This window comes from Tolypothrix bouteillei VB521301 (genome assembly GCF_000760695.4).
Classification (GTDB): Bacteria; Cyanobacteriota; Cyanobacteriia; order Cyanobacteriales; family Nostocaceae; genus Scytonema; species Scytonema bouteillei_A.
This window is the reverse complement of record NZ_JHEG04000001.1, coordinates 2,762,452-2,783,949: the sequence shown is the minus strand read 5'-3', so window position 1 is coordinate 2,783,949 and position 21,498 is coordinate 2,762,452. Positions and strand designations below refer to the sequence as shown.

At 40.3% G+C, this 21,498-nt stretch carries 14 protein-coding genes, 2 pseudogenes and 2 riboswitches; of the genes and pseudogenes, 11 read left to right on the top strand and 5 right to left on the bottom strand.

Translation table 11 applies throughout. The features are described from left to right. Positions 1–254 precede the first annotated feature (254 nt). Positions 255–860, bottom strand: a complete 606-nt coding sequence (locus HC643_RS11080; RefSeq protein ID WP_038072515.1) for a DUF2231 domain-containing protein — start codon at positions 858–860, stop codon at positions 255–257. After that, the gene (locus tag HC643_RS11075; RefSeq protein ID WP_038072513.1) at positions 857–1,357 is read right to left on the bottom strand and encodes a DUF2231 domain-containing protein; all 501 of its coding nucleotides are present in this window, start codon (positions 1,355–1,357) and stop codon (positions 857–859) included. The genes HC643_RS11080 and HC643_RS11075 overlap by 4 nt, the downstream gene beginning before the upstream one ends. Before the next feature lie 572 nt (positions 1,358–1,929). Between HC643_RS11075 and HC643_RS11070 the strand changes: the two genes are divergently transcribed. Further along, positions 1,930–3,645, top strand: coding sequence for a choice-of-anchor Q domain-containing protein (locus HC643_RS11070; RefSeq protein ID WP_038072511.1), 1,716 nt, complete (start codon positions 1,930–1,932; stop codon positions 3,643–3,645). A gap of 81 nt (positions 3,646–3,726) precedes the next feature. On the opposite strand, the gene ssuE is transcribed toward HC643_RS11070, so the two are convergent. Beyond that, positions 3,727–4,293, bottom strand: a complete 567-nt coding sequence (ssuE, locus tag HC643_RS11065; protein WP_038072509.1) for an NADPH-dependent FMN reductase — start codon at positions 4,291–4,293, stop codon at positions 3,727–3,729. Between the two features lie 486 nt (positions 4,294–4,779). Here ssuE and HC643_RS11060 point away from each other — a divergent pair, with 486 nt between their 5' ends. Continuing rightward, positions 4,780–7,113 carry a CHASE2 domain-containing serine/threonine-protein kinase gene (locus HC643_RS11060; RefSeq protein ID WP_202048605.1) on the top strand — a complete coding sequence of 778 codons (2,334 nt, stop codon included), beginning with the start codon at positions 4,780–4,782 and terminating at the stop codon, positions 7,111–7,113. An 81-nt stretch (positions 7,114–7,194) separates the two neighbouring features. Here HC643_RS11060 and HC643_RS11055 read toward each other — a convergent pair whose 3' ends face one another. Continuing rightward, positions 7,195–9,639, bottom strand: a complete 2,445-nt coding sequence (locus HC643_RS11055; protein ID WP_038093889.1) for a PhoX family protein — start codon at positions 9,637–9,639, stop codon at positions 7,195–7,197. A gap of 647 nt (positions 9,640–10,286) precedes the next feature. Further along, positions 10,287–11,492 (bottom strand): sensor histidine kinase, encoded by a 1,206-nt coding sequence (locus HC643_RS11050; RefSeq protein ID WP_038093892.1) that lies wholly within the window; start codon positions 11,490–11,492, stop codon positions 10,287–10,289. A 366-nt stretch (positions 11,493–11,858) separates the two neighbouring features. After that, positions 11,859–12,085: riboswitch (cyclic di-AMP (ydaO/yuaA leader) on the top strand. Between the two features lie 94 nt (positions 12,086–12,179). Here HC643_RS11050 and ntrB point away from each other — a divergent pair. The 9 genes and pseudogenes from ntrB to HC643_RS41315 form a co-directional block, all read left to right on the top strand. Further along, a complete protein-coding gene (ntrB, locus tag HC643_RS11045; protein ID WP_038093895.1) occupies positions 12,180–13,031 on the top strand; it encodes a nitrate ABC transporter permease in 852 nt (283 codons plus the stop codon). Positions 13,032–13,127: 96 nt separating this feature from the next. Beyond that, on the top strand, positions 13,128–14,582 hold the full coding sequence (locus HC643_RS11040) for an ABC transporter substrate-binding protein (RefSeq protein WP_038093898.1): 1,455 nt from the start codon (positions 13,128–13,130) through the stop codon (positions 14,580–14,582). A 60-nt stretch (positions 14,583–14,642) separates the two neighbouring features. Beyond that, positions 14,643–15,482, top strand: coding sequence for an ABC transporter ATP-binding protein (locus tag HC643_RS11035; protein WP_050045673.1), 840 nt, complete (start codon positions 14,643–14,645; stop codon positions 15,480–15,482). A gap of 80 nt (positions 15,483–15,562) precedes the next feature. After that, a riboswitch (cyclic di-AMP (ydaO/yuaA leader) is annotated at positions 15,563–15,757 on the top strand. Positions 15,758–15,906: 149 nt separating this feature from the next. Further along, positions 15,907–16,608, top strand: coding sequence for a hypothetical protein (locus HC643_RS11030; protein ID WP_038082469.1), 702 nt, complete (start codon positions 15,907–15,909; stop codon positions 16,606–16,608). A gap of 205 nt (positions 16,609–16,813) precedes the next feature. Further along, the gene (locus HC643_RS11025) at positions 16,814–18,151 is read left to right on the top strand and encodes an ArsB/NhaD family transporter (protein WP_038082468.1); all 1,338 of its coding nucleotides are present in this window, start codon (positions 16,814–16,816) and stop codon (positions 18,149–18,151) included. Between the two features lie 274 nt (positions 18,152–18,425). Then, the gene (locus HC643_RS11020) at positions 18,426–19,031 is read left to right on the top strand and encodes a hypothetical protein (protein ID WP_038082467.1); all 606 of its coding nucleotides are present in this window, start codon (positions 18,426–18,428) and stop codon (positions 19,029–19,031) included. 26 nt (positions 19,032–19,057) lie between these two features. Then, entirely contained in the window at positions 19,058–20,761 is a 1,704-nt protein-coding gene (locus tag HC643_RS11015) for an OmpA family protein (RefSeq protein ID WP_167844658.1), read from the top strand. A 10-nt stretch (positions 20,762–20,771) separates the two neighbouring features. After that, positions 20,772–21,279, top strand: a pseudogene (locus HC643_RS11010) (Rab family GTPase). Continuing rightward, positions 21,263–21,498 (top strand): annotated as a pseudogene (locus tag HC643_RS41315) (hypothetical protein); the annotation flags it as partial. The pseudogenes HC643_RS11010 and HC643_RS41315, both read left to right, overlap by 17 nt.

Below are 21,498 nucleotides of genomic sequence, written 5' to 3'. Positions count from 1 at the left end.
TGTTGATGTTAATTGCTAATTGCTAATTGCTAATTGCTAATTGCTAATTGTTGATTTTCAATTATCTATTAGCCCTCCCTTGAATCTCAGGAGCACAGACGCTATGTGCAAGGCACACGCTAAGCGCAAAGCGCACGCTCCGCGATGCTGCAGGCTATGCCCGAAGGGCTATACGCTAGTTGCCAGGGCGCGGGAAACCCGCCTGCAGCACTGGTCTCACCATTAGCTATTAGCCATTAGCCATTAGCCATTAGCTACTTCAGAAGCAAGTTAGGGTCTTTGCCCAATCTCAATAACATATCGGCGGTGTTGTGAACCCCAAACTCAGCAGCTAAATGTGCTCCTAGCGTGCCGTGAACGTACATGAGGGACATCAAGAACAGCCCGGAGAGTAAATATGTCCATTGGACTTCTTGGCTTTCGTCCCTGCGCCAAACGAAGCGCTGAAATCCTCTCCAAATAGTCATGCCAACAATCAATGAGAGAAGAAAAACGCCACCGACACCATGCCAAAGCATTGTGTCTACTGCTTGCAATCCCCAGGCACTTTTCACATTGGTGGCTGGTTCTGCCAGCATGATTTCATAAAAACCTGCTGCTACTGTAAAAAATGTGATGATGGCTGAAGCCAGCATATTGTACCAGCCAGCATCAAAGAAGTTGGAACGGATGACAGGAATTGCCAAAAATTTGAAGATAGGCTTTTGTAGCGGAAATAACACACCAATAATATCAAAGGCAACCCCAAGGATGAACAAACCTAGAGTGAGATGGACTAAGTTTGGATGAATGGGTATGGCATAGGGTAAACCATTTGCCCCAAGTTGGGTTTTTAATTGGTCAAGAACTTCAGGATTCATTGCAGTAAGCCCTCCTTTATGGCTTCAACAACTGGTACAGTATGCAGCCCATAAACCCAAACCAGTTCATCTCCGAAAAACACTTGTATGCTTACTAAGACAGTTAACAGCAAGGCTGCTGTTAGATAATAAATTGGCACCTTTTGTGGAGTGCGAGCACGAATCACATAACGCCAAGCTGTAACGGCAGCAAGAATTCCAGAAAGCGACCAACCAATTATGGTATGTACATTCAAGACCGAGCGGGCTGCATTATAAGGTTCTGCCAAACCTGCTTCAAATTGACCGAAAATGATGGCGACGAAGATGGAAATTGTAGCGAAAAACATATTCCACCAACTCACCTCGAAAAGACGGTAGTTACGGGTAAAGTATCCAATGACATCGCACAAGAAGGCAAACAACACCATCGCAATTACGAAGTGGACAACGATGGGATGCATTGTATCGGGATACGGTAGATTATGGTCATTTAAAAGTGGAAGATACGCAAGCATGGTATTCTCCTTAATGGTTAGGGGTTAGCAGTTATTGGTAGCAGTTATTGTTTTTTCTACTAATCACTAACGACTAACTAATAACAACTAACTATTTAGATAAAGGCACGCCTAAATCGAAATTTCTAGTTAAACAGTCAAAAATAAACTTTAGTCTTTTGAGTTCTGACTTAACTCAAAAATAAGTATTCCTACTTTTGACTTCTAACTTTTGGCTTCTATAACAACTCAGATCGGACTTCACACCTGTCCAAATAGCAGCACCATGCCGGATAGAGTTTATCAATTAGTAGTAAACTCTTTCTTTAGAGGTATTTACCACTCTTAGCTATCTTAAACTTATGTTAATCAATTTTGTGTATCTCATGATATTTTTAGATTTTTTTTATTATGTTATAATAAGCTCTCACTAGGATAAAAATTTTTACACTATAATTACTATCGGTTCGCTCCTTTTGAGAAGGTGAGAGAAGTTGATACAGAATTGCCGGATACCCTGTTAAAAGTCAACGAGTTCTTAGAAAAATTTTTACTTCCGTGGTAGTTTATATAAAATTTCTATAGCATTCATCATGAGAGTGAAATTTGCTATGGATTTTCTAGGGTCTACCACAGATTATGAATCTGCATTTTCCGCAACTTCTACACCTGTATTTTCAGACGATTTACTCCATCAACTCCATGTACAGGTGAATCCCGGTGCTATTATTACAGTCAACAGTATTGCCGATTTGGTCGATAGTAATGATGGGGTGACAACTCTACGAGAAGCAATTAATCAAGCAAATACCGATAGTCATGAAGACTTAATTGTATTTGACTGCTCATTGTTTGCCAGCTCACAGACCATTACCCTGAGTTTAGGAGAACTTGATATTACTCAAAGCTTGAGCATCATCGCCCCACGGGATACTTTGACAGGTGAAAACTTATTGACGGTAAGCGGTAACCAAGCTTCACGAGTGTTTGAGATTGAGGCGGAAGCAACAGTAACCTTTAATGGATTGATCGTTGCCGATGGCAGAGATAATATGCCGAATGGCTTTGGTGGTGGGATTTATAACAGTGGTACCCTCATCCTAGACAACAGTGTTGTTCGCAATCACCGAGCTGGGTCTGGCGGCGGCATTTACAACATAGGGAACATCACGATAAATAATAGTACTATCAGTAATAACTTCGTTTCGGGCACTGGGCTCGGTGGCGGCGGTGGTATTTACAACATAGGGAGCGTAACAGTAAACAACAGTACTATCAGTAATAACTCAGAATCCGGTCTGGGAGGAAACGGTGGCGGTGGCATTTACAACGCTGGCGGTACTTTTATAGTAAACTATAGTACCATTAATGATAACCGTTCTTTTGCATCTGGTAATGAGGGTAGAGGTGGCGGTATCTATAACGTTGGTGGTACCGTGACACTCAACAATAGTATCCTCAATGGCAATTCGTCAGGAGGTAGGGGTGCTAGTGGCGGCGGTATCTACAACAATGCTAGCGGTAACGTGACACTCTTGTACTCTACTGTGAGTAGCAACAGGTTAACTAGCGGCTTGGCTGACAGTGGTGGTGGCATCTTTAACGATGGCACTCTGACTGTAAGTAACAGCACTATCAATGACAATACTTCCATTGGCGGTAGCTTCACTGGTTCTGGTGGCGGCATCTTTAATAGTGGCACCCTAACGGTGAGCAACAGCACTATCAGTAACAATGCCAGTGGCAGTGGGTTTTTAGGGAGTGGTGGCGGCGGCATCTATAACAATAATAATGGTGTTCTAACGGTGAGCAACAGCACCATTAGTAACAACAGAACAAGCAGCCAAGGTGGGGGTATCAATAATAATGGTACGCTGACTCTAGTATTTAGTACAATTACCCAAAATCTAGCCACTAATGGTGGAGGTGTGTTCAATAATACTAATGGCTTCGCTAGCGCACGGAACACCATTATCGCTGCCAACCACTTGAATACAAACGGTGTTAACTCCGACGTGGCTGGTAGTTTCGTAAGCTTTGGCTATAACCTCATTGGTGACAGCACTGGTAGTTCTGGATTTGGAGTCACAGGAGATATAACAGGCACAAGTGACCACCCGCTCGATCCTCGCCTAGCTTCTTTGGATTTTAATGGTGGTTCCACACAGACAGTAGCCCTACTTCTTGATAGTCCAGCTATTGATTCCGCAGATCCAAACCTGCTGGATACCGATCCCATAACCGACCAACGTTGGTTCCCTCGTATCCTAAATGGTAGAGCCGATATTGGGGCGTTTGAATTCTCCTAAATTGAGTTCTCCTATAAAAAAGTAGCAGATGAACTGGCAGTTCTTCATCTGCTACGGGCAAGTAGGAAGAAAGGTAATGGACTAACTTGCGTGCGTCAACTCTTTAGCAATTGGTTGAAATTTGCTTACAGTTTCCGCAAACTCTTGTAAAGCTTCTTGGAGTCGCTGCTCAATTTCCTCTTCAATCTGAAGGCTACCATCTGGCTGTACTTGAATCTGCTTGTCTACTGCATAAACACCACCCAGAATGTACCTTGCTTTTAACTCAGAGAGTACGGGTTTGAGGGCATAATCAATAGATAACAAATGAGCAAGAGTTCCACCAGTGGCAATAGGTAGCACGACTTTACCCGATAAAGCCCGTTGAGGTAATAAATCTAAAAAAGCTTTCAGAACTCCTGTATACGCGGCTTTATAAACTGGAGTGGCTACGATCACCCCACTAGCTCGTTCTAAAAGTGCCTTTGGTTCCTCTAAGTTGGGGCTGTCATAGCGTCCATATGCCAAAACGTCTGGTGGTATATCACGAACTGAAATAATATCTGTGTGATAACTTTCTTGCTGTAAAATTTTACTTGCGTATTCCAGAAGACCGTGTGTTCTGGAGGGGTGAGAAGGGCTCCCTGAAATTGCCAAGATATATGTCATGGGATTTTGGATTTTGGATTTCAGATTTTGGTTGAGAAGATATCACTGGTAAAGAGTGACAAATATCTCAGTGTCACTAAAGTTGCTCTGTTTTAATCTACGGTAAATTTACTTGTTAGCAGTAGATTTAAATGTTTTAACAGTATCGCATAGCATTGCAGGTAATGCAAGGATTTGTTAATAGTGTCATTTGGATATGGGGATTTTGTTGAGTTTTGTGACTGCTCAACCCAATCCCCGTGTATTTTGTATAAAAAGTATTAAATATCGAGTAAAGTTGGATTGAACCGCGATCGCGTACTTGCAACGGGCAACAGTCATCTACCTAAGTTAAAACAGAAAATGGGGTAGAACCATTAAAATAAGTAAGTCCTACTATATACCTAGAGAATCTTAGTAGCGATACTAAGACACTCACGCTAACTGTGGTCAACAGTATAGCATGAGATTATCTCACCAAATTCTGGCTGCTGCCGCACTCCTGTGATGACTGGACTCTTTGAAAAACTACGTGCCACTTTAGCAAAAGATTGGGTTCGTTTGACTCGTAGAACGTCCCCATTTCTTCTACAAAGTCAAAATCGCCATAGTGATACGTTTGTCGATCGCAAGACACAGGACTTTGCTTTGACTGAGGCACCTCTTGAGGTCATCAGAGATGACCGTCGCAACAACACCCCCTTTAACTGGTTGCTCCCGATTCTTATAAGTAGTGTAGGAGTCACATCTTTATTAATGGGAGTGAGAGAACTGAAATTATTGCAATCAGTAGAACTGAAGGCGTATGACCAAATGTTACGGTTGCGTTCTCCAGAACCAATGGATTCGCGTTTGGTGCTAGTGACAGTCACTGAAGATGACGTTCGGAAACAAAAATGGCCTTTATCAGATAACACGCTTAACGAGTTATTGGCAAAGCTACAATCATATCAACCGCGCATTATTGGAGTAAATTTATACAGATCGGAACAAGAAAATTTTGCATCAGTTTTAAAACGGCGAGATAATATTATTAGTGTTTGTGCATTCAGCAGTGTAGGAACTCAGGAAATTGCGCCTCCTCAAAATTTATCTATAAATAACGTAGGATTTACGGATTTAGTAACAGATGATGATGGGATTGTTCGTCGAAGTTTGCTATTTGCTCATTCTGAATACGACAAAAAATGTACAACAGCCACATCATTTGCTACAGTACTGGCAATGAGTTATCTGGAAAAAGAGGGTGTCGAACCTGATTTTCCAGATAAACAAAACATGATATTGAGCCATACCAAAAATCGCACGTTAAAAGCACATTTTAAATCTTTAACAAGTGATGCAGGTGGTTATAAAAAGATAGATGCGGGTGGCTATCAAATTATGCTAAATTACCGCCATCCGGATCGCCTTGCACCAGAAGTTACTCTTACACAAGTATTAACCGGATCTGTAGATCCCAAGTTATTCAAAGACCGTCTGGTGATTATTGGTACGAAAACCCCCAGCCTTCATTCTGGTTTTTATACCCCTTATAGTGCATTACCAGACCAACCCGCAAGAATGTCGCCTGCTTTAATTCACGCACAGACAACCAGCCAGCTAATAAGTGCAGTGCTAGATGGGCGTCCTTTAATCTGGTATTTTCCAGAATGGGCAGAAGTGTTATGGATATGGATTTGGTCACTTGCAGGTGCTACTTTGGCTTGGCGGGTGCGGCATCCTTTATTGTTGATTGTCGTAGGTGGTACAACTCTCATTGGGTTAATAGTTATTTGTACGAGTGTGTTTTTACAAGCAGGATGGATACCAGTCGTACCACCTGCGATCGCATTCATAACTAGTAGTATTGTTGTTGTCATTTATATGACATACCAAAATCAACAACAAACTAAGATAATTCTTCTACAAGTAGAAAAACAAAAAGAAGCAATTGAACAATTACACACTCTTTTGAAAGAAACGACAGAAATAAAAGACAAACACCTTCACACTCCAAAAGCCGACACACTCGAAAAAACTAGTGGTGACTCCATACTAAGTGGACGCTATAAAGTGACAAAAGTTTTAGGATCGGGTGGATTTGGTTGCACGTATTTAGCAGGAGATATGCAACGTCCCGGTCATCCTGTCTGCGTAGTCAAGCAATTGATGCCCGCCCGTCGAGACACAAAATTTTTGCAAGTTGCTAGAAGGCTATTTGATGCTGAAGCCGAAATTTTAGAAGCTTTAGGTCAACATTCTCAAATCCCTCAATTGCTAGCTTATTTTGAGGACAATCGTGAATTTTATTTAGTACAAGAATATATTCAAGGACATTCCTTGAGTGACGAATTACCACCCGTAAGGGGAATACAAAATGAATTTTATGTTATTAGTTTACTGAAAGAAATATTAGAAATTTTGGTATTTGTTCACGACCATCGCGTTATTCATCGAGATATTAAACCGAATAATATTCTCAGACGTAGCTTAGATAATCGCTTGGTGTTAATTGACTTTGGTGCAGTTAAAATGATGCAACCATCTAGCAACGAACAAACAGAATTAGCAACAGTTGCTATTGGAACGCGAGGTTACGCACCACCAGAACAATTTGCAGGTCATCCCCGTTTGTGTAGCGATGTTTATGCTGTCGGTATGATTGGCATTCAAGCAGTAACGGGATTGTTACCCCACGAACTTCAGCCCGACCCGGATACTGGTTGTGTAATGTGGCGACATCGCGCACAAATTAGCGAAAATTTAGCAGCGATTTTAGATAAGATGGTGCGGTATCATTTTAGCGATCGCTATCAATCCGCCTCTGAAGTGTTGTTGGATTTTAAACACATTGCTTGATCGATGTGCTCCCTCATGGAATTGCGATCGCAATTAATGCTTTTTCAGTATCAAGTGCGATCGCAATTAGCAGGTCAGGTGTTAAACAAAGCGACCCCTGGACTGCTTGCGTCGAATGCCGATGACTCCCGGACGTGGGGGTCCTTCAATATTGCCCTCTATATTGCTGGGCCAATTGCTACCACGAGGTATATTGCGTTGTTGGGTAAACAGCGTACCATCCAAGTTCAAAATCTCAATTTCTCTGCTGAGGGTTTGCCGTGGAGTAAATGGAACATCTTCACTAGGATGCTGTACGGAAATAATCAGTGTATCCCCAACAAAGGTAGGTCCTGTGAATTCGCAACGTGGCGGTCCATAAGCAAAAGGTACAACCTCCCCTGCGTCGGGTCCACTTGTGGGGATAAAGAAGAGGAAATTATTTCCAAACACTCCAATTAGGTCAGAAGTCCTGACATTGAAATTAGAATCATCAGTACTAGGTGAATTAGCCCCTACAACCCTGTGGTCTACTCGTAATGGCTCTGGGTTTGCACCCGTAGTAAAGCCATTATGAGCTTCAGTAGACATATCAGTGCAACCCCAAATATTACCTTGGCTGTCAAATACTAAGTTATCTACGTTAGCAAAACCATCTCCAGGTTCTGCGCTTGCTTCTCCACCTTTGGCAAATCGTTCCCAATGGAAGGTTGTACCGGTGCTATCAGCGCTATCTTCGATAATTTTAAAAAGTTCACCTGAAGGCTGTGCGGCAGTGATGTCAGCACTATACTTGGATACGATAAAAATTCGAGAATCGGGATATCCATCTCCCGATGGCGCACCGTCCGTATAAGCGATAAAGACTTCTCTAGGATTTCTAGGGTTGATTTCAAGATCTTCGGGACGAGCAGTGGGAGTGGCTCCAATGAGGTTAGCAGCTAAAAAAGCATCAACTAACACTGCACCCTGACTGGTATAAAAATCGGATAGCTTCTTACCTTGATAGGCAGGTAAAGCTTCAGCTTCACCGTAAGAAGTAATCGCTCCAGTTGTTTGATTTGTAACTTGTGTTATTGTGACAGTTATTGACCCACCTTCTGAAGTTTCACCCAAAATACCCCTGCGTCTTGGTAAACGGGTATTGCCACCATTTGATGCTCTACCTAACGCTGCAACTTCTACTGATGCAAGAGTTGAGGGAGGAATGGGATTTGTAGGAGTGTTTAAATTTAAGGGAATCCACTCGCCCGTACCGTTAGCGTTATAACGAGCTACATATAAAGTACCGTCTTCAAATAAGCGGCTGTTGTTTTTATCGGTTGGAGAAGTGACTGTACCAGAACTCACAAATTTCCAAGTATGACCTCCCCGGCGATCGTCACCTAAGTAACCTACTAATGGTCTTCCTGCTTCCACTCGCAACGCAATATTCTCATGACGGAAGCGACCAAGAGCAGTGTGTTTGCGAGGGCGGAAATTTGGATCGGCTGGATCGAGTTCTACTATCCAACCATATTTTTCACCGACTAAACCAAATGCATTTCCAGTACTACCTTCGATATAGCTCGTTTGTGTACCGTTGGGGTTGACATTTTCCTGAACACCAACAAAAGAACTTGTACTGGCTTGGAAGTTCTCTTCAGCAGATAAAATGGTCCCCCAAGGGCTTGTACCTCCAGAACAGTTGAAGCCAGTACCAATGATTTTGTTACCAAGTCCATCAGAACTGAGATTAAAGACCTGAGTAGCTGCTAATCCGGTCCCAATGAGATAATTCTCGTCTCCTTTTTGGTAGCTTCTGGAACCCCATGAAGTGACTTCTTTATATTTGTCAGTACGTTGGCTGTTGATTCCCAAACCAGAGAGTCCATGAATACGTCGGTTTTTAGAATCGCGCACTACAGCAAAGCGTTCGTTGCGGTCTTGTCGGGCGATTCTGACAACGGAACCGCCTATGTTATACATAAATTCACCCAAGACTTGGAGATTTGTTCTGTCTTCAGGTAAATCTCTTCCAATAACTAGGGAATATGTTGTAGGAAATCCTATAAGGTCGCTATCGCTTGTAAAACCGGGTACGGTAGCGGTAATAGGGTAAGATACGTACTCGTGATTGTTCCACAGATAGCCATCATTGAAGTTTCTACTATTAATAGGAACAAAGCCCGTGTAGTCGCTGTTGTAGCCAAAGTATTCTTCTTGATTGGGGAAAACGCGATCGCCCCACGCCACAATTACATACCGTTCATATTCTGGTGGTACTACAACGTCATCAATAACAGTGTAATGACTTAACGCTGTATTAGCAGAAGGTTCTAAAATACTTCCTTGCTCAATTCCTGTTGATAAGTAGCTTTTTTGCTGGGTATAAATTGGTAAGGGATGGGGCAAACGGAGTGGGGTAAATTTCAAAGGTACACCACCATCAGCAGCAACGCTAGGGCTGTTGCCAAAAAATCGGTCTCCTAACATCGGAGATAATACTGTTGCACCAGTACTTGCTCCAAAAAAAGCCAGTAGTTGTCTCCGTGAAAACTTAGACATTAGATTGCCTCTTTAAAAAACAACAGGAATTACTAATTACAAATCTGTTTCTGCTATCTATGTCTTCCAAAATTATGATGTTGGCTCATTCTTTTCTTTTGTTAAACAAAAATACCGCCTTTTTTCACAGTTTTTTTGCCTTAAAAAAACGATTAGATTAGCAAAAATAAGAATGGCTTTTCTCTCGATAGTAATGATTTGGCTTGCCTCGACTTTTAAATATGGAGTTATACCTTTTCCTCATTCATCTTCCAATAGAGGTATTCCGACTCTTATTCAAAAGTCATATTTTTAATGATTTTACTATTTTTTATTCAATTATTAATATGTTGTTAACCCGGAAGCTATCCAACTTAGGATATACAGAAAGTAGAATTTCTTTTTACAGAAAAGGCTGTAGATAGTTTTGAAGCTTGCCTAAATTTTTTTGTAATTTTTGAACTACATATAGGATGGGCGATACTTAGTAAAATAATCTTAAAAGAGTTGGCATTGTTCTTCCTAATGTAAGCTTAAAAATTTTCATTTTTAACCTAAAAAAAAGAGGAAAATCTGAAAAATTTTAGAAATTGTTGGAAATATTTTTTCTATGGGAGTTTACGAATACAAAAAGTTATGTATGTAAACAATAATTAAGGTTTTATCCTTCAGATCATTTCTAATGGAAGAGTAACTGTAAAGGTTGAACCAATCCCTACCTGTGAGGCGACATTGATTTCTCCTTCTAGGAGTTTCACTAACCGTAATACTATTGCCAAACCCAAACCAGTGCTATCGGGAAGGTAAGAATATTGACCGCCAATACCAATGCGAAAGTAAGGTTGAAAAATTTGCGCTTGGTCTTCTAGCTCAATCCCCACTCCTGTATCGGAAACTACGATCGCCCACCGATCGTCGCTTAAAATTTCACAGTTTATTTTAATAGTTCCGCGATCGGTATAACGAATGGCATTACTTATAAGATTTGTTAAAATTTGTTGTAATCGTAACGGATCTGTAAAGACTTGTTCTGGTGCTTTGTCAAGCTCAACAAGCATTTCTAACTCTTTGTTAGCTGCTAAAGACTCTAACATTTCACAAACATGTTCAATCGATTCACATGGATTAATGAATTCAGGGTGCAATTTCATTTCCCCTGCATCATAACGAGAGATTTCCAAAGCGTCATTAATAATTCGGAGTAATTGTCTGCCACTGCGTAAAACTTTTTCTATGTGTTCTAAATTGGTAAAAGTATCTTTTTCCTCTTTTTCCTCAGAATGCTTTCTTTGCAGGCGTAAAAATAAATCTGAGTACCCAATGATGGAAGTTAAAGGGCTTTTAAGTTCGTGTGCTAGATAAGATATATGATCTTGATTTGACCTTAATAAGCGGGTAAGTTCCTGATTGTTAAGGCTTAACTGGTTTTGTAGCTGCTGTAGTTCTGTCAAGCGCTGTTCTGTGTAGCTTTGAAAACAAGATGCGATCGCTTCATCTAAAACTATATCAATGAGTCGTACAGCTCGCATCACTTCCCCTACAGATGCTTGTAAAAATTCCGGTTCAATTGTCTTAAATATAATCTCTCGCAGTACACGGTATTCTCGTGCAATTTCTGCTGCATCATAACCCTGTTCAGCTCTAAGAGTTCCATGATGCAAACTTTCTTGAACGATCTGTTTCATTTCATCATCTTGTGGACTTTTAGCCAGAACATCTGCTAGTGCTGAGAGGACATCAGTGAGATGATTTTTGATAGCTGAGCGTGAGAGATTTTTGGTGATGGGAATTTTTTTGTCTTCTCGAACAGCTTTCACCCACTCTTCTACAATTGTTTGAGTTTTATTTTGTAGCAGTTGACTAAAATCTTTCATTGCGTGCAGATGAACAATATTTAACTATAGCAATCTTATTTGATTTGGGAAACATCCGTATGCCTGGGATTACCTGCTAAAATTATGATTTAGTAGGCAATGCCTAAAATATAGTATTTCAAATTTTTCATGAATATTCTAAAATTTCTATGTGGGTAATGAGTAAAAATAGTTTTTAATATTATGATTATCTAAAGCAAACATTATGTAAATTATACTCAATACATAATTCTTCTTAAATATTTACACCAGAAGATGGAGAAAGATCTTAACAGGATAAATAATAATAGATGGTAAAATGAAAATCCTCTATCTCTGGATACCTTGACGCTACTGTGTAGCAGTGTTACATTTATCTAAAATTTAAGAGTAAGTCAGCCTAATCTGGCTAATGGCAAGTTTGCATTAGTTAGAGCGGAGGAACCATTCAAAGGGGCGTATCCTGAGAAAGGGTCAAATATAAAGGGTATGGGGATAAAAAGAGGGGGCAGTAGTAACTTCATCCTTTACACTTTATACTTAATCCTTCTCAGGGAGAGTATCTCTCAACTCTAGCCCGTCAGCTAACTTCGTAGGCACTGAGAGGAGACTGAAGAGACAATAGTCTTTATTGAATCTCATCAGTATCCCTGGCTGGTACTGCTCGGTTTTTTGTACCCGCATTTAAGTCTGGTGAGGTGAAGCAGAGTGTTTCAATTAAACATAGCTGCAATTATTGCAGTTGCTGGACAAGCAGCCTGGAAAAGAACAAAACCCGTACTGGTGAAAGAAACCTTTATACTGCCAGTGCTTGGATTTTTAGGAATTATTCTACTGTGGTGGGTTATTGCTCTTGCTAATCATGAATTAATGCCAACCCCACCAGAAGCGCTGGTTGCCAACTTGGACTACATCCTGAACCCATTTTATCAGAGAGGACCGGGCAATTTAGGAATTGGATGGTTGTTAATCGCAAGCTTGCGGCGGGTATTGTTAGGTTTTTTATTGGGTGCTGTAGTTGCAATTCCCTTAGGGTTTTTGATTGGAATGTCCAAAACGGCAATGCTTGCTCTCAACCCAGTCATTCAAATTTTTAAACCTGTGTCACCTTTGGCTTGGCTACCAATTGCCCTAGCTATCTTCAATTTGGCAGATCCATCAGCCATATTTGTTATTTTCATCACCTCCTTGTGGCCTACAATCATCAATACTGCACTGGGCGTGTCAAGTGTTTCCAAAGACTATATAGATGTAGCAAGAGTCTTAGAAATGCCACGTTGGCGGCGAATTACAAAAATTATTTGGCCCGCAAGTCTACCATATATCTTCACTGGCTTGCGGATCAGCTTGGGAATTGCTTGGCTGGTGATCGTTGCTGTAGAAATGCTAACTGGTGGTATCGGAATCGGCTTTTTTGTGTGGGATGAGTGGAGCCGTCTCAACTTGAGCTCGGTATTCTTAGCCGTATTGGTCATTGGCTTAACTGGGCTATTGCTTGATTTTGCAGTAGGCCAAATTCAAGAGTTAGTCACTCGTCGTCCGGGAAAAACCGCAAGTTAACTAAAGGATAGTGGTTAGTAGGGGCGCAAGGCATTGCGCCCGCACAGTAGTTAGTAGAACCACTAACAATTAACAACTAATAACTAACAATCATTTATGAACAACGCCGATAAGAAAAATCTTTTGCATCGACGGGAGTTTTTGGTAGGAGTAGGGGCAACAGCAGCGGGAATGGCTTTATCTTCATGTGCTATCTCCGGAGACCGCAGTGCTAAAGGGCTAACAGAAGAAGCTGCTGCCGTTCAACCTGTTGTTGATTCCAAAACGTTAGAAAAACCGAATCTCACTGTTGGTTATGTCCCTGTCAACGATTGTGCGCCCTTTGCTATTGCTTGGAAAAAAGGTTTTTTCCGCAAATATGGGTTGAACGTCAAACTCAATCGAGAAGCAAGCTGGGCAACATCTCGTGATGGAATTATCTTTGGTCGCCTTGATGCCTCACCCGTTGTGTCTGGTGCTGTAACCAATGCCAGAATCGGCGCTGAAGGTGCTCGTCACGCCCCTTTATGTGCAGCCATGACAATTCACCGTCATGGAAATGCCATGACGATGAATAAAGCCATGTGGGATTTTGGGTTGCGCCCGTGGTATCAGTACAAAGCACAATATGGCGATCGAGCTTTGGAAGAGTTTGGTCGGGATTTTCGAGATTTTTTTGAAAAACAGCCAGCGGAAAGTAAAGTTTGGGCAGTTGTTCTTAGTTCTGCCATTTACGAGTACTTTATCCGCTATATATCAGCTGCTGCAGGAGTCGATCCATTTAAAGAGTTTCGGGTCATTATTGTTCCCCCACCACAAATGGTGACGAACGTGCGTATTGGCGCAATGCAAGCCTATATGGTGGCAGAACCTTGGAATACTCGTGCAATTACTGGTAATGAAGGTGTAGGTTTTACCTTTGCTCAAGGCAAAGAAGTCTGGTTGGGACATCCAGATAGACTTTTGGGGGTGATGGAATCATTTATCGTCAATTATCCCAAAACCTATCGCTCTCTGGTCAAGGCGATGATTGAGGCTTGTCAGTATTGCAGCAAACCTGAAAACCGTCAAGAAGTTGCCGAACTGATAACAGATCGTTCGTTTACTGGTGCAAAACCTAGAAAAAAAGGTGCGCCAACAACTAAATTTACTGGTCCCGCTATTTTGGGCAACTATAACTATGGTGGGTTTGATGGTAAGGATCGCACGATAAAAGCTGCTGATACGACAATTTTCTTCGACATTCCTGACAACATTCCTAAAAGCCCTGACGAACACTCTACATTTTTATGGAGATCCAGAAGTATTTGGATGATGACTCAAGCAGCACGTTGGGGTCAAATCAAGAAATTTCCCAAAGATGCAGAGAAACTAGCTGCACAAGGTTGGAGAACAGATTTATATCGTGAAATTGCTGCAGAAATGGGTATTAAGTCGCCCAAAGAAGATTTCAAGGTCGAGTCCCCTGAAGTTTTCATAGACAACAAAGGTTTCGATCCCAGCGATCCTGTAGGCTATCTCAACAGTTTTGAAATTAGAGCCAACGCCCCTACTCGGTTTTATATGTCCTAACTCCATAGGGATATTGCTTACAACTCTCTCCACAAATCTTTACTCTCTCTTAAAGCTACCATGACAAAATCAACTCCATTGACAAACGATAGCAATTCGCGCACTATGGGCGCTACTCCGTTTCTGGAAATTGACAGTGTCACCAAATCCTATCCAAAACCTGATGGTGAGCAATTTGTCGTTCTGGATAATGTCAATCTAACCATAGGTGAAGATGAGTATATTTCTGTCATCGGTCACTCTGGTTGCGGTAAGTCCACTCTTTTGAAGATTGTTGCTGGTTTAGAAAAAGCGACCTCTGGTTCCGTAAGATTGGATGGCAAAGAAATTCGCAAACCCGGTGCTGAACGCATGATGGTGTTTCAACACTACTCCCTGCTACCTTGGTTGACTGTACGGGAGAATATCCGACTAGCGGTGGATGAAGTGCTCAAAGATGCCTCAAGATCTGAAAAAATCAGCATTGTTAATGAACACTTGGCAATGGTAAACTTAAATGCGGCAGCTGACAAATACCCCGATGAAATTTCTGGTGGAATGAAGCAGCGTGTGGGGATCGCAAGAGCCTTAGCTATTCGTCCAAAAATGTTGTTGATGGATGAACCGTTCGGGGCATTAGATGCATTGACTCGGGGGAAATTACAGCGGCAAGTATTGGATATTTGGGAAAACCATCGTCAGGCTGTGATGATGGTCACTCATGACGTGGATGAGGCAATTTATATGTCAGATCGTATTGTTCTCATGACTAATGGACCCTCTGCTAAGATTGGAGAAATCTTGGAAGTACCCTTTCCTCATCCACGCGATCGCGGAGCAATGCGAAACTCTAAAGAATATTTTGAACTTCGCAATCACGCCTTGAATTTCCTAGATAAGTACTTTACTCAAGATGAGTAATTACCAGCAACAGCGATCGGCGACTAGTAACCAGTAATAACTAAATAATTGTTAACTGAGAACTAGTCGTCGATCGCTGTTAAAGTGGGTAGCCTAATTTAAATTTCCGAAATTTGAAGCGGAGGAACCAATTTTTGGGGCTTATCTTGTAAAAGGATAAAGGATAAATGAGAAACTGCGTTTTCTTAGTTCATTCTTCATACTTCCGATTTCAAGAGAGACACCTTCCAGTCTTAGCCCGTCAGCTAACTCCGTAGGCAATGGAAGGAACCCCAACATTTGGCTGTAATAACAGTTTCCATTGGGGATTCCTTAGACAGGATAAAAGATGAAAAGTTGTCTTAAGTTAGCTCAACTTCACACTTTATCCTTTAGATAACCCGCTTCTCCTTATTAAGTAGTTTCGTGCTGAGAGAAGAAGACTGTGAATATTAAGCCATTATTAGTGCGTCTGCAAAATGCTATTGGAAGAGATGATTTGATTGAGCAAATGGTACTGCTTCCAACACCAAAAATGTCTATTTCTGAAGAAATCCAAGCGTCAACATCAATAAATTTAATTGTTGGCTATAACAGTTCTCCGAACAGTCATACTGCGCTAGATATTGCTTTGTTAACAGCTCACCAAACACGTTTGGCTACGAAAGCTCAAGTAACAGTTCAAGTTGTCTATGTCATGGAAGATCGTTTAATGTCTGGTGGTGCAGAAGTTTTGCCAGCAGATGACGTGGGAAGCAGTCGCAGATCCGATCGACAAGTAATACAACATTTTTTAACAGACTCCGAAGAAGAAGAATTGAATACGGGGATTGTAACTCAAACAAGATGGCAAAATAACTCAACACACCCAATACAGGAAGAAAAATCTGTAGATAGATTCGCGCAAGCAGAACGTATTTTGAGACAAGCCAGCAGTTTGGCGGCTGAATGGAAAAGTTCTTTCAAAGCTCATTTACGGTTTGGTTGTGTTGCAACAGAACTTAAAAAAGTTGTTGTTTCAGAATCAGCTGATATCTTATTCCTTGGCTGTAACTCAATCCGTCATCCAATCGTACAAAATCTTGGTTCTCAATTCCCGTGTTCGGTATTAGGGATTCCAAATTCAATTCAAAATAAATACATTTAGAGGCGAAAATTTTGTAATTACCACATTTAGAAACCCGACTTTTTTTTAGAAGTCGGGTTTCTAATTCTTTAGGAGTGCATTACGAACATAAATATACTAAAACAATTAAAAAATGGTTTACCTTTCAATTGTTGCCTTTTGAAAACTTCGAGAATATGCTTATAATTCTAGTATTCTATAACCAAAGACTAACTATTAACCAATAATGGAAAACTGGCAAGCACTTATTAGTATTCTCACATTTATAAGCGTCATAATCTTAATCATGACAGAGTGGGTAAATTTGACAATTGCTGCGTTATTAGGAGCGTTGTTATTGGTTTTTACTAATGTCATGACTTTAGGAGATGCTGTTAGTTATATCGGTAACAGCCACGGAACATTGGGTTTGTTCTTTGGAGTCATGGTACTTGTCAGAGCATTTGAACCTACTAAGATTTTTGAATATCTTGCAACTCAAATAGTTATCCTTGCAAAAGGTAAGGGGAATCGTCTATTGCTAGGAATTGTAGGAATTACGACTCCTATTTGTGCTGTTTTGCCAAATGCTACTACAGTTATGTTATTAGCACCTTTAATTCCACCAATTGCAGAGGAAGTTGGAGTGAATTTTGTACCGTTACTTATGCTTATGGTATTTGTAGCAAATAGTGCAGGATTGCTAACTATCGTTGGAGATCCGGCTACATTTATTGTTGGTGATGCAATCAATATTAGTTTTATAGATTACTTGTGGCGCTTGAGTCTCGGAGGGGCGATCGCCATCATTACTATAATAGCAATCTTACCTTTCCTCTTTCGTAAAATCTGGAAAACCAAGCTAGAAAACCTCGAACAACTACCGCATCCTCAAATCAACCATCCACGAGTTTTAATCATAGGCGGATTCATAGTTGCTTTCGTATTAATCTTTTTTATTGCGGGAGAATATTTACCAGTTCCTGTTTCACCAGCTGCTGTCGCTTTGTTAGGAGCTGCTTTAGCAATGCTTTTATCCCATCAAAGCAAAATTGACACAGTCAATAATATATTAAGAGATGTGGATTGGAGTACTTTAATATTCTTTATGAGTATTTTTGTACTTATTGGTGGCTTGGAAAAAACTGGTGTTATCAACAGTTTATCTGGAGTTTTAGCAGCTATTTTAGGAAAAAACATTCTTGTTGGTTCTTTATGTCTTGTCTTTTTCATTGGGTTGCTTTCTAGCGTTGTTCCCAATATTCCACTTGTTGTCGCAATGGTACCATTACTCAAACAGTACCTTGTTAATGTCGGATTGGCACCAACTGAAGTTTTAGCACAAAATTTTCAGGGACAATTTCCTCCTGAAGTTCTGCCACTTTTTTATGCAATGATGTTTGGCGCGACTTTGGGAGGAAATGGGACTTTAGTTGGCGCATCCGCCAACATAGTTGCTGCAGGAATTGCCGAACAACACGGGCGTCGCATATCATTCCAATCTTTTCTACATTACGGTTTGCCAGTGATGTTGTTACAACTTACAGCTTCTGCCTTGTATATGCTATTCCGTTTTCTTCTGTAAAAATCAGCATCAGCAGACAAAAGAGCGTATCTAACGCTCTTTTTTAATTTAGCGAGCTAAAAAAATTTAAAAAAAATAATAAATCTCAAAAATTCTTTAAGCCTGTTAACTTTCTTTATAAAATACTAATTCCACGCAGAGCACGACTCATGCAAAGATGTTAGGCTACGGAGTAGACACATAGCTAAGTACCAAGGAAATACCTAGCACGGGCTCAGTATGTTAAAACAACAAAGAGTCAACTCAGCCACAGATTAATGAAAGGATGTCATCTATGAATCCCTCTGAATCAGAACAGAATAACAATTATAGGACGGAATCAGATCTATCTGGGTTAAACCACAATATAAATAAATCTTTATTGGGTGGCACTGAGATTGCAGAAGGTAACAATTTGGCTAAGGTCAGAGATATTCTTTTCGGCAATCAAATGCGGGACGTAGAAAAAAGATTTGCCCGTTTGGAAGAGCGTTTGGAGAAGGAATATGCTGACCTTAGAGAAGAAACAAAAAAACGTCTAGACACTCTAGAAATTTATATTAAAAATGAGATTGAATCTTTGTCAGAACGTGTCAAAAACGAGCAGGGAGAACGTGGTGAAGCTTTAAAATCAATGGCTGAAGAGAATAGAAATTTAACTACATCTTTAGATAAAAAAATTAACCAAATAGAAGAAAAAACTAATAATAACCACCGTGAAATTCGCGAGCAAATTCTCAATCAATCCAAAAACCTACAAGATGATATCAGGCAAAAATATGAAGAAATTACGGCTTTATTACAACGAGAAACTCAAGAACTCCGGATTGAGAAAACTGACCGTAACGCCCTAGCTAATCTTTTCTCAGAACTAGCCATTCGCTTAAATTCTCAACATTAAAACTAGCGCTCTGTAACCAATGACAAATGACAAATGAATTAAATGAACTTCGTACTTTACTTTTTGGGGTTGAACCACAAAAATTAGAGAAAATATACGAAAGATTAGATAACCCAGAGATCACAGCAGAAGATCTCAGTCGATTGCTACCAGAAGCAACACAACGAGCAGAGGAGAAAGAACTCAGCGACGCCCTGGTTCCCACCGTAGAGCAAGCCATTCAAGCCTCTGTTCAAAAAGATCAAGATGTTCTTGCAACTGCCATTTTTCCTATTGTAGGACCAGCTACCCGTAAAGCGGCGATCGCAGCTGTCCAAGAGATGATTCAATCTTTAGATAAAACTTTGGAATCTGGCTTCTCGCCAAAGAGTTTAAAGTGGAGAATAGAAGCACTTGTGACTGGGAAAACATTTGCCCAGATCGTGCTGCTTCGGACATTGGTGTATCGAGTGGAACAGGTTTTCCTGATTCATAAAAAAAATGGATTGCTGTTGCAACATGTTGTCGCACCACAGGTAACGATTCAAGACCCTGATTTGGTCTCAGCAATGCTAACAGCCATCCAGGATTTTGTCAAAGACTCTTTTAATACAAAAAAAGAAGATACTCTTTATAGTTTATACTATGGAGAACTAACAATTTGGATTGAAGAGGGACCCCAAGCAGTTCTAGCAGGTATCATTAGAGGCAATACTCCTCATGAATTAAGATTAGTTTTTCAAGATGCAATAGAAAAAATTCATCACAAGCTATATAGAGAATTGATTGCCTTTGACGGAGAAACAGAACCATTTGCTGATAGTATACCTTTTCTCCAAGCTTGTTTGACATCTCAATACAAAGAGCGGAGTAAAAAGAAGTTTCCTTATGCATTAGCATTCTTAGGTACTCTAGGTCTAAGTCTGGGAATTTATAGCTTTTTTGCTATTAGAAACCAAATGCGTTGGAACGCTTTTATAGAAGACTTGGACTCTCAACCTGGAATTGTTATTATTAAAGCAGAAACTCGTGCTGGAAAGTATTTTATTTCCGGGATGAGAGATTCTTTAGCTGTAGAGCCTAATATGGTGATGAAACAATTCCATTTCTCTTCTAAGGAAGTTATAACTCGATGGGAAAGATACCTTTCGTTTGAACCTAAACTTATTGAAAAAAGAGCAGCAAAACTACTCAATTCACCATCAACTGTATTATTTCAAGTAGATGATAATGGAATTCTTAACGCTACTGGCTCTGCGCCTTTTCAATGGATTTTAGAGACACGAAAAGTGTGGAAAAATATTCCTGGAGTGTCTCAATATAACGATCAAAAATTAATTGAGGATGAACTTATTCAGTTAGAAATTTACAAAAAACAAATTGAAAGAAAAAACTTGTTATTTATTGAAGGAACGACAGAGTTGGTATCAGGGGAAGAGAAAAAAATACAAGAATTGGTATCAGATATCAAAAAAGTCTCTAGCATTGCTCAATATCTTGGGAAAAAACTCAGCATTCAAATTACAGGCTATACGGATAGCACTGGAAGCGAACAAAGAAACATAGTACTCAGACAATCTCGTGCTAGTACAATTCTCTATTCTCTAGCGGCTAGAGGAATCAATACCAGTTATTTTAATGCCATGGGTGCTGGCGATCGCGAACCCCCAAATATGGAATTGAGAGAAAAAGGTGGAAAGTATAGCCGTAAAGTTTCCTTTAGGATATTCTTATCTGGTACTGTAAGATAGGAAGTGTTTTATGCTTCAGAAAAAGATTTGTATGGTCGGTGCCTTTGCTACAGGTAAAACCAGTTTAGTTTCTCGATATGTTTACAGTATTTTTTCAGAAAAATATCAAACAACCGTAGGAGTCAAAATTGATAAAAAACTAGTTAAAAGGAAAAGAGTCAATCTAATTCTGTGGGATATTCACGGAAGACGAGTTTCAGAAATTGCAGATGTCTTATTTAAGAGGTGCATCTGGTTATCTTCTAGTCGTAGATGGAACTCGTCGCTATACTTTAGATAAAGCATTATCTTTACAACAAAGGGTAGAAGAAACTCTCGGTAAAGTTCCCTTTATATTGGTATTGAATAAATCAGATTTAACAGCAGATTGGGAAATAGAGGATTCAGTAGTGGATAGTCTTTTACAAAAAAACTGGACGGCGATCGAGACTAGTGCTAAAACGGCTACAGGGGTAGAAGAAGCCTTCGCCAAACTCACACAACAAATGCTGGAGGCAATGGATGTCTCACCTCCCTAGATCCATAGCCAAGTACTTTCAAGAGTCAATTTTTGAAAGTCGTTGTCCGGCTTACTTTTTAGTGCAGGATGGCTGTTTAGTGAGCTGGGGAGGTCAATTATCATTGTATGGTTTTCATCATCTCGAACGTGGAGAAGTTGTTGAAAAAAAGATTTTATTTTTAGCGGGATTACTACCTTTTCAGAATTTACCGATTATCTTACCTTGCATAAAAATGGA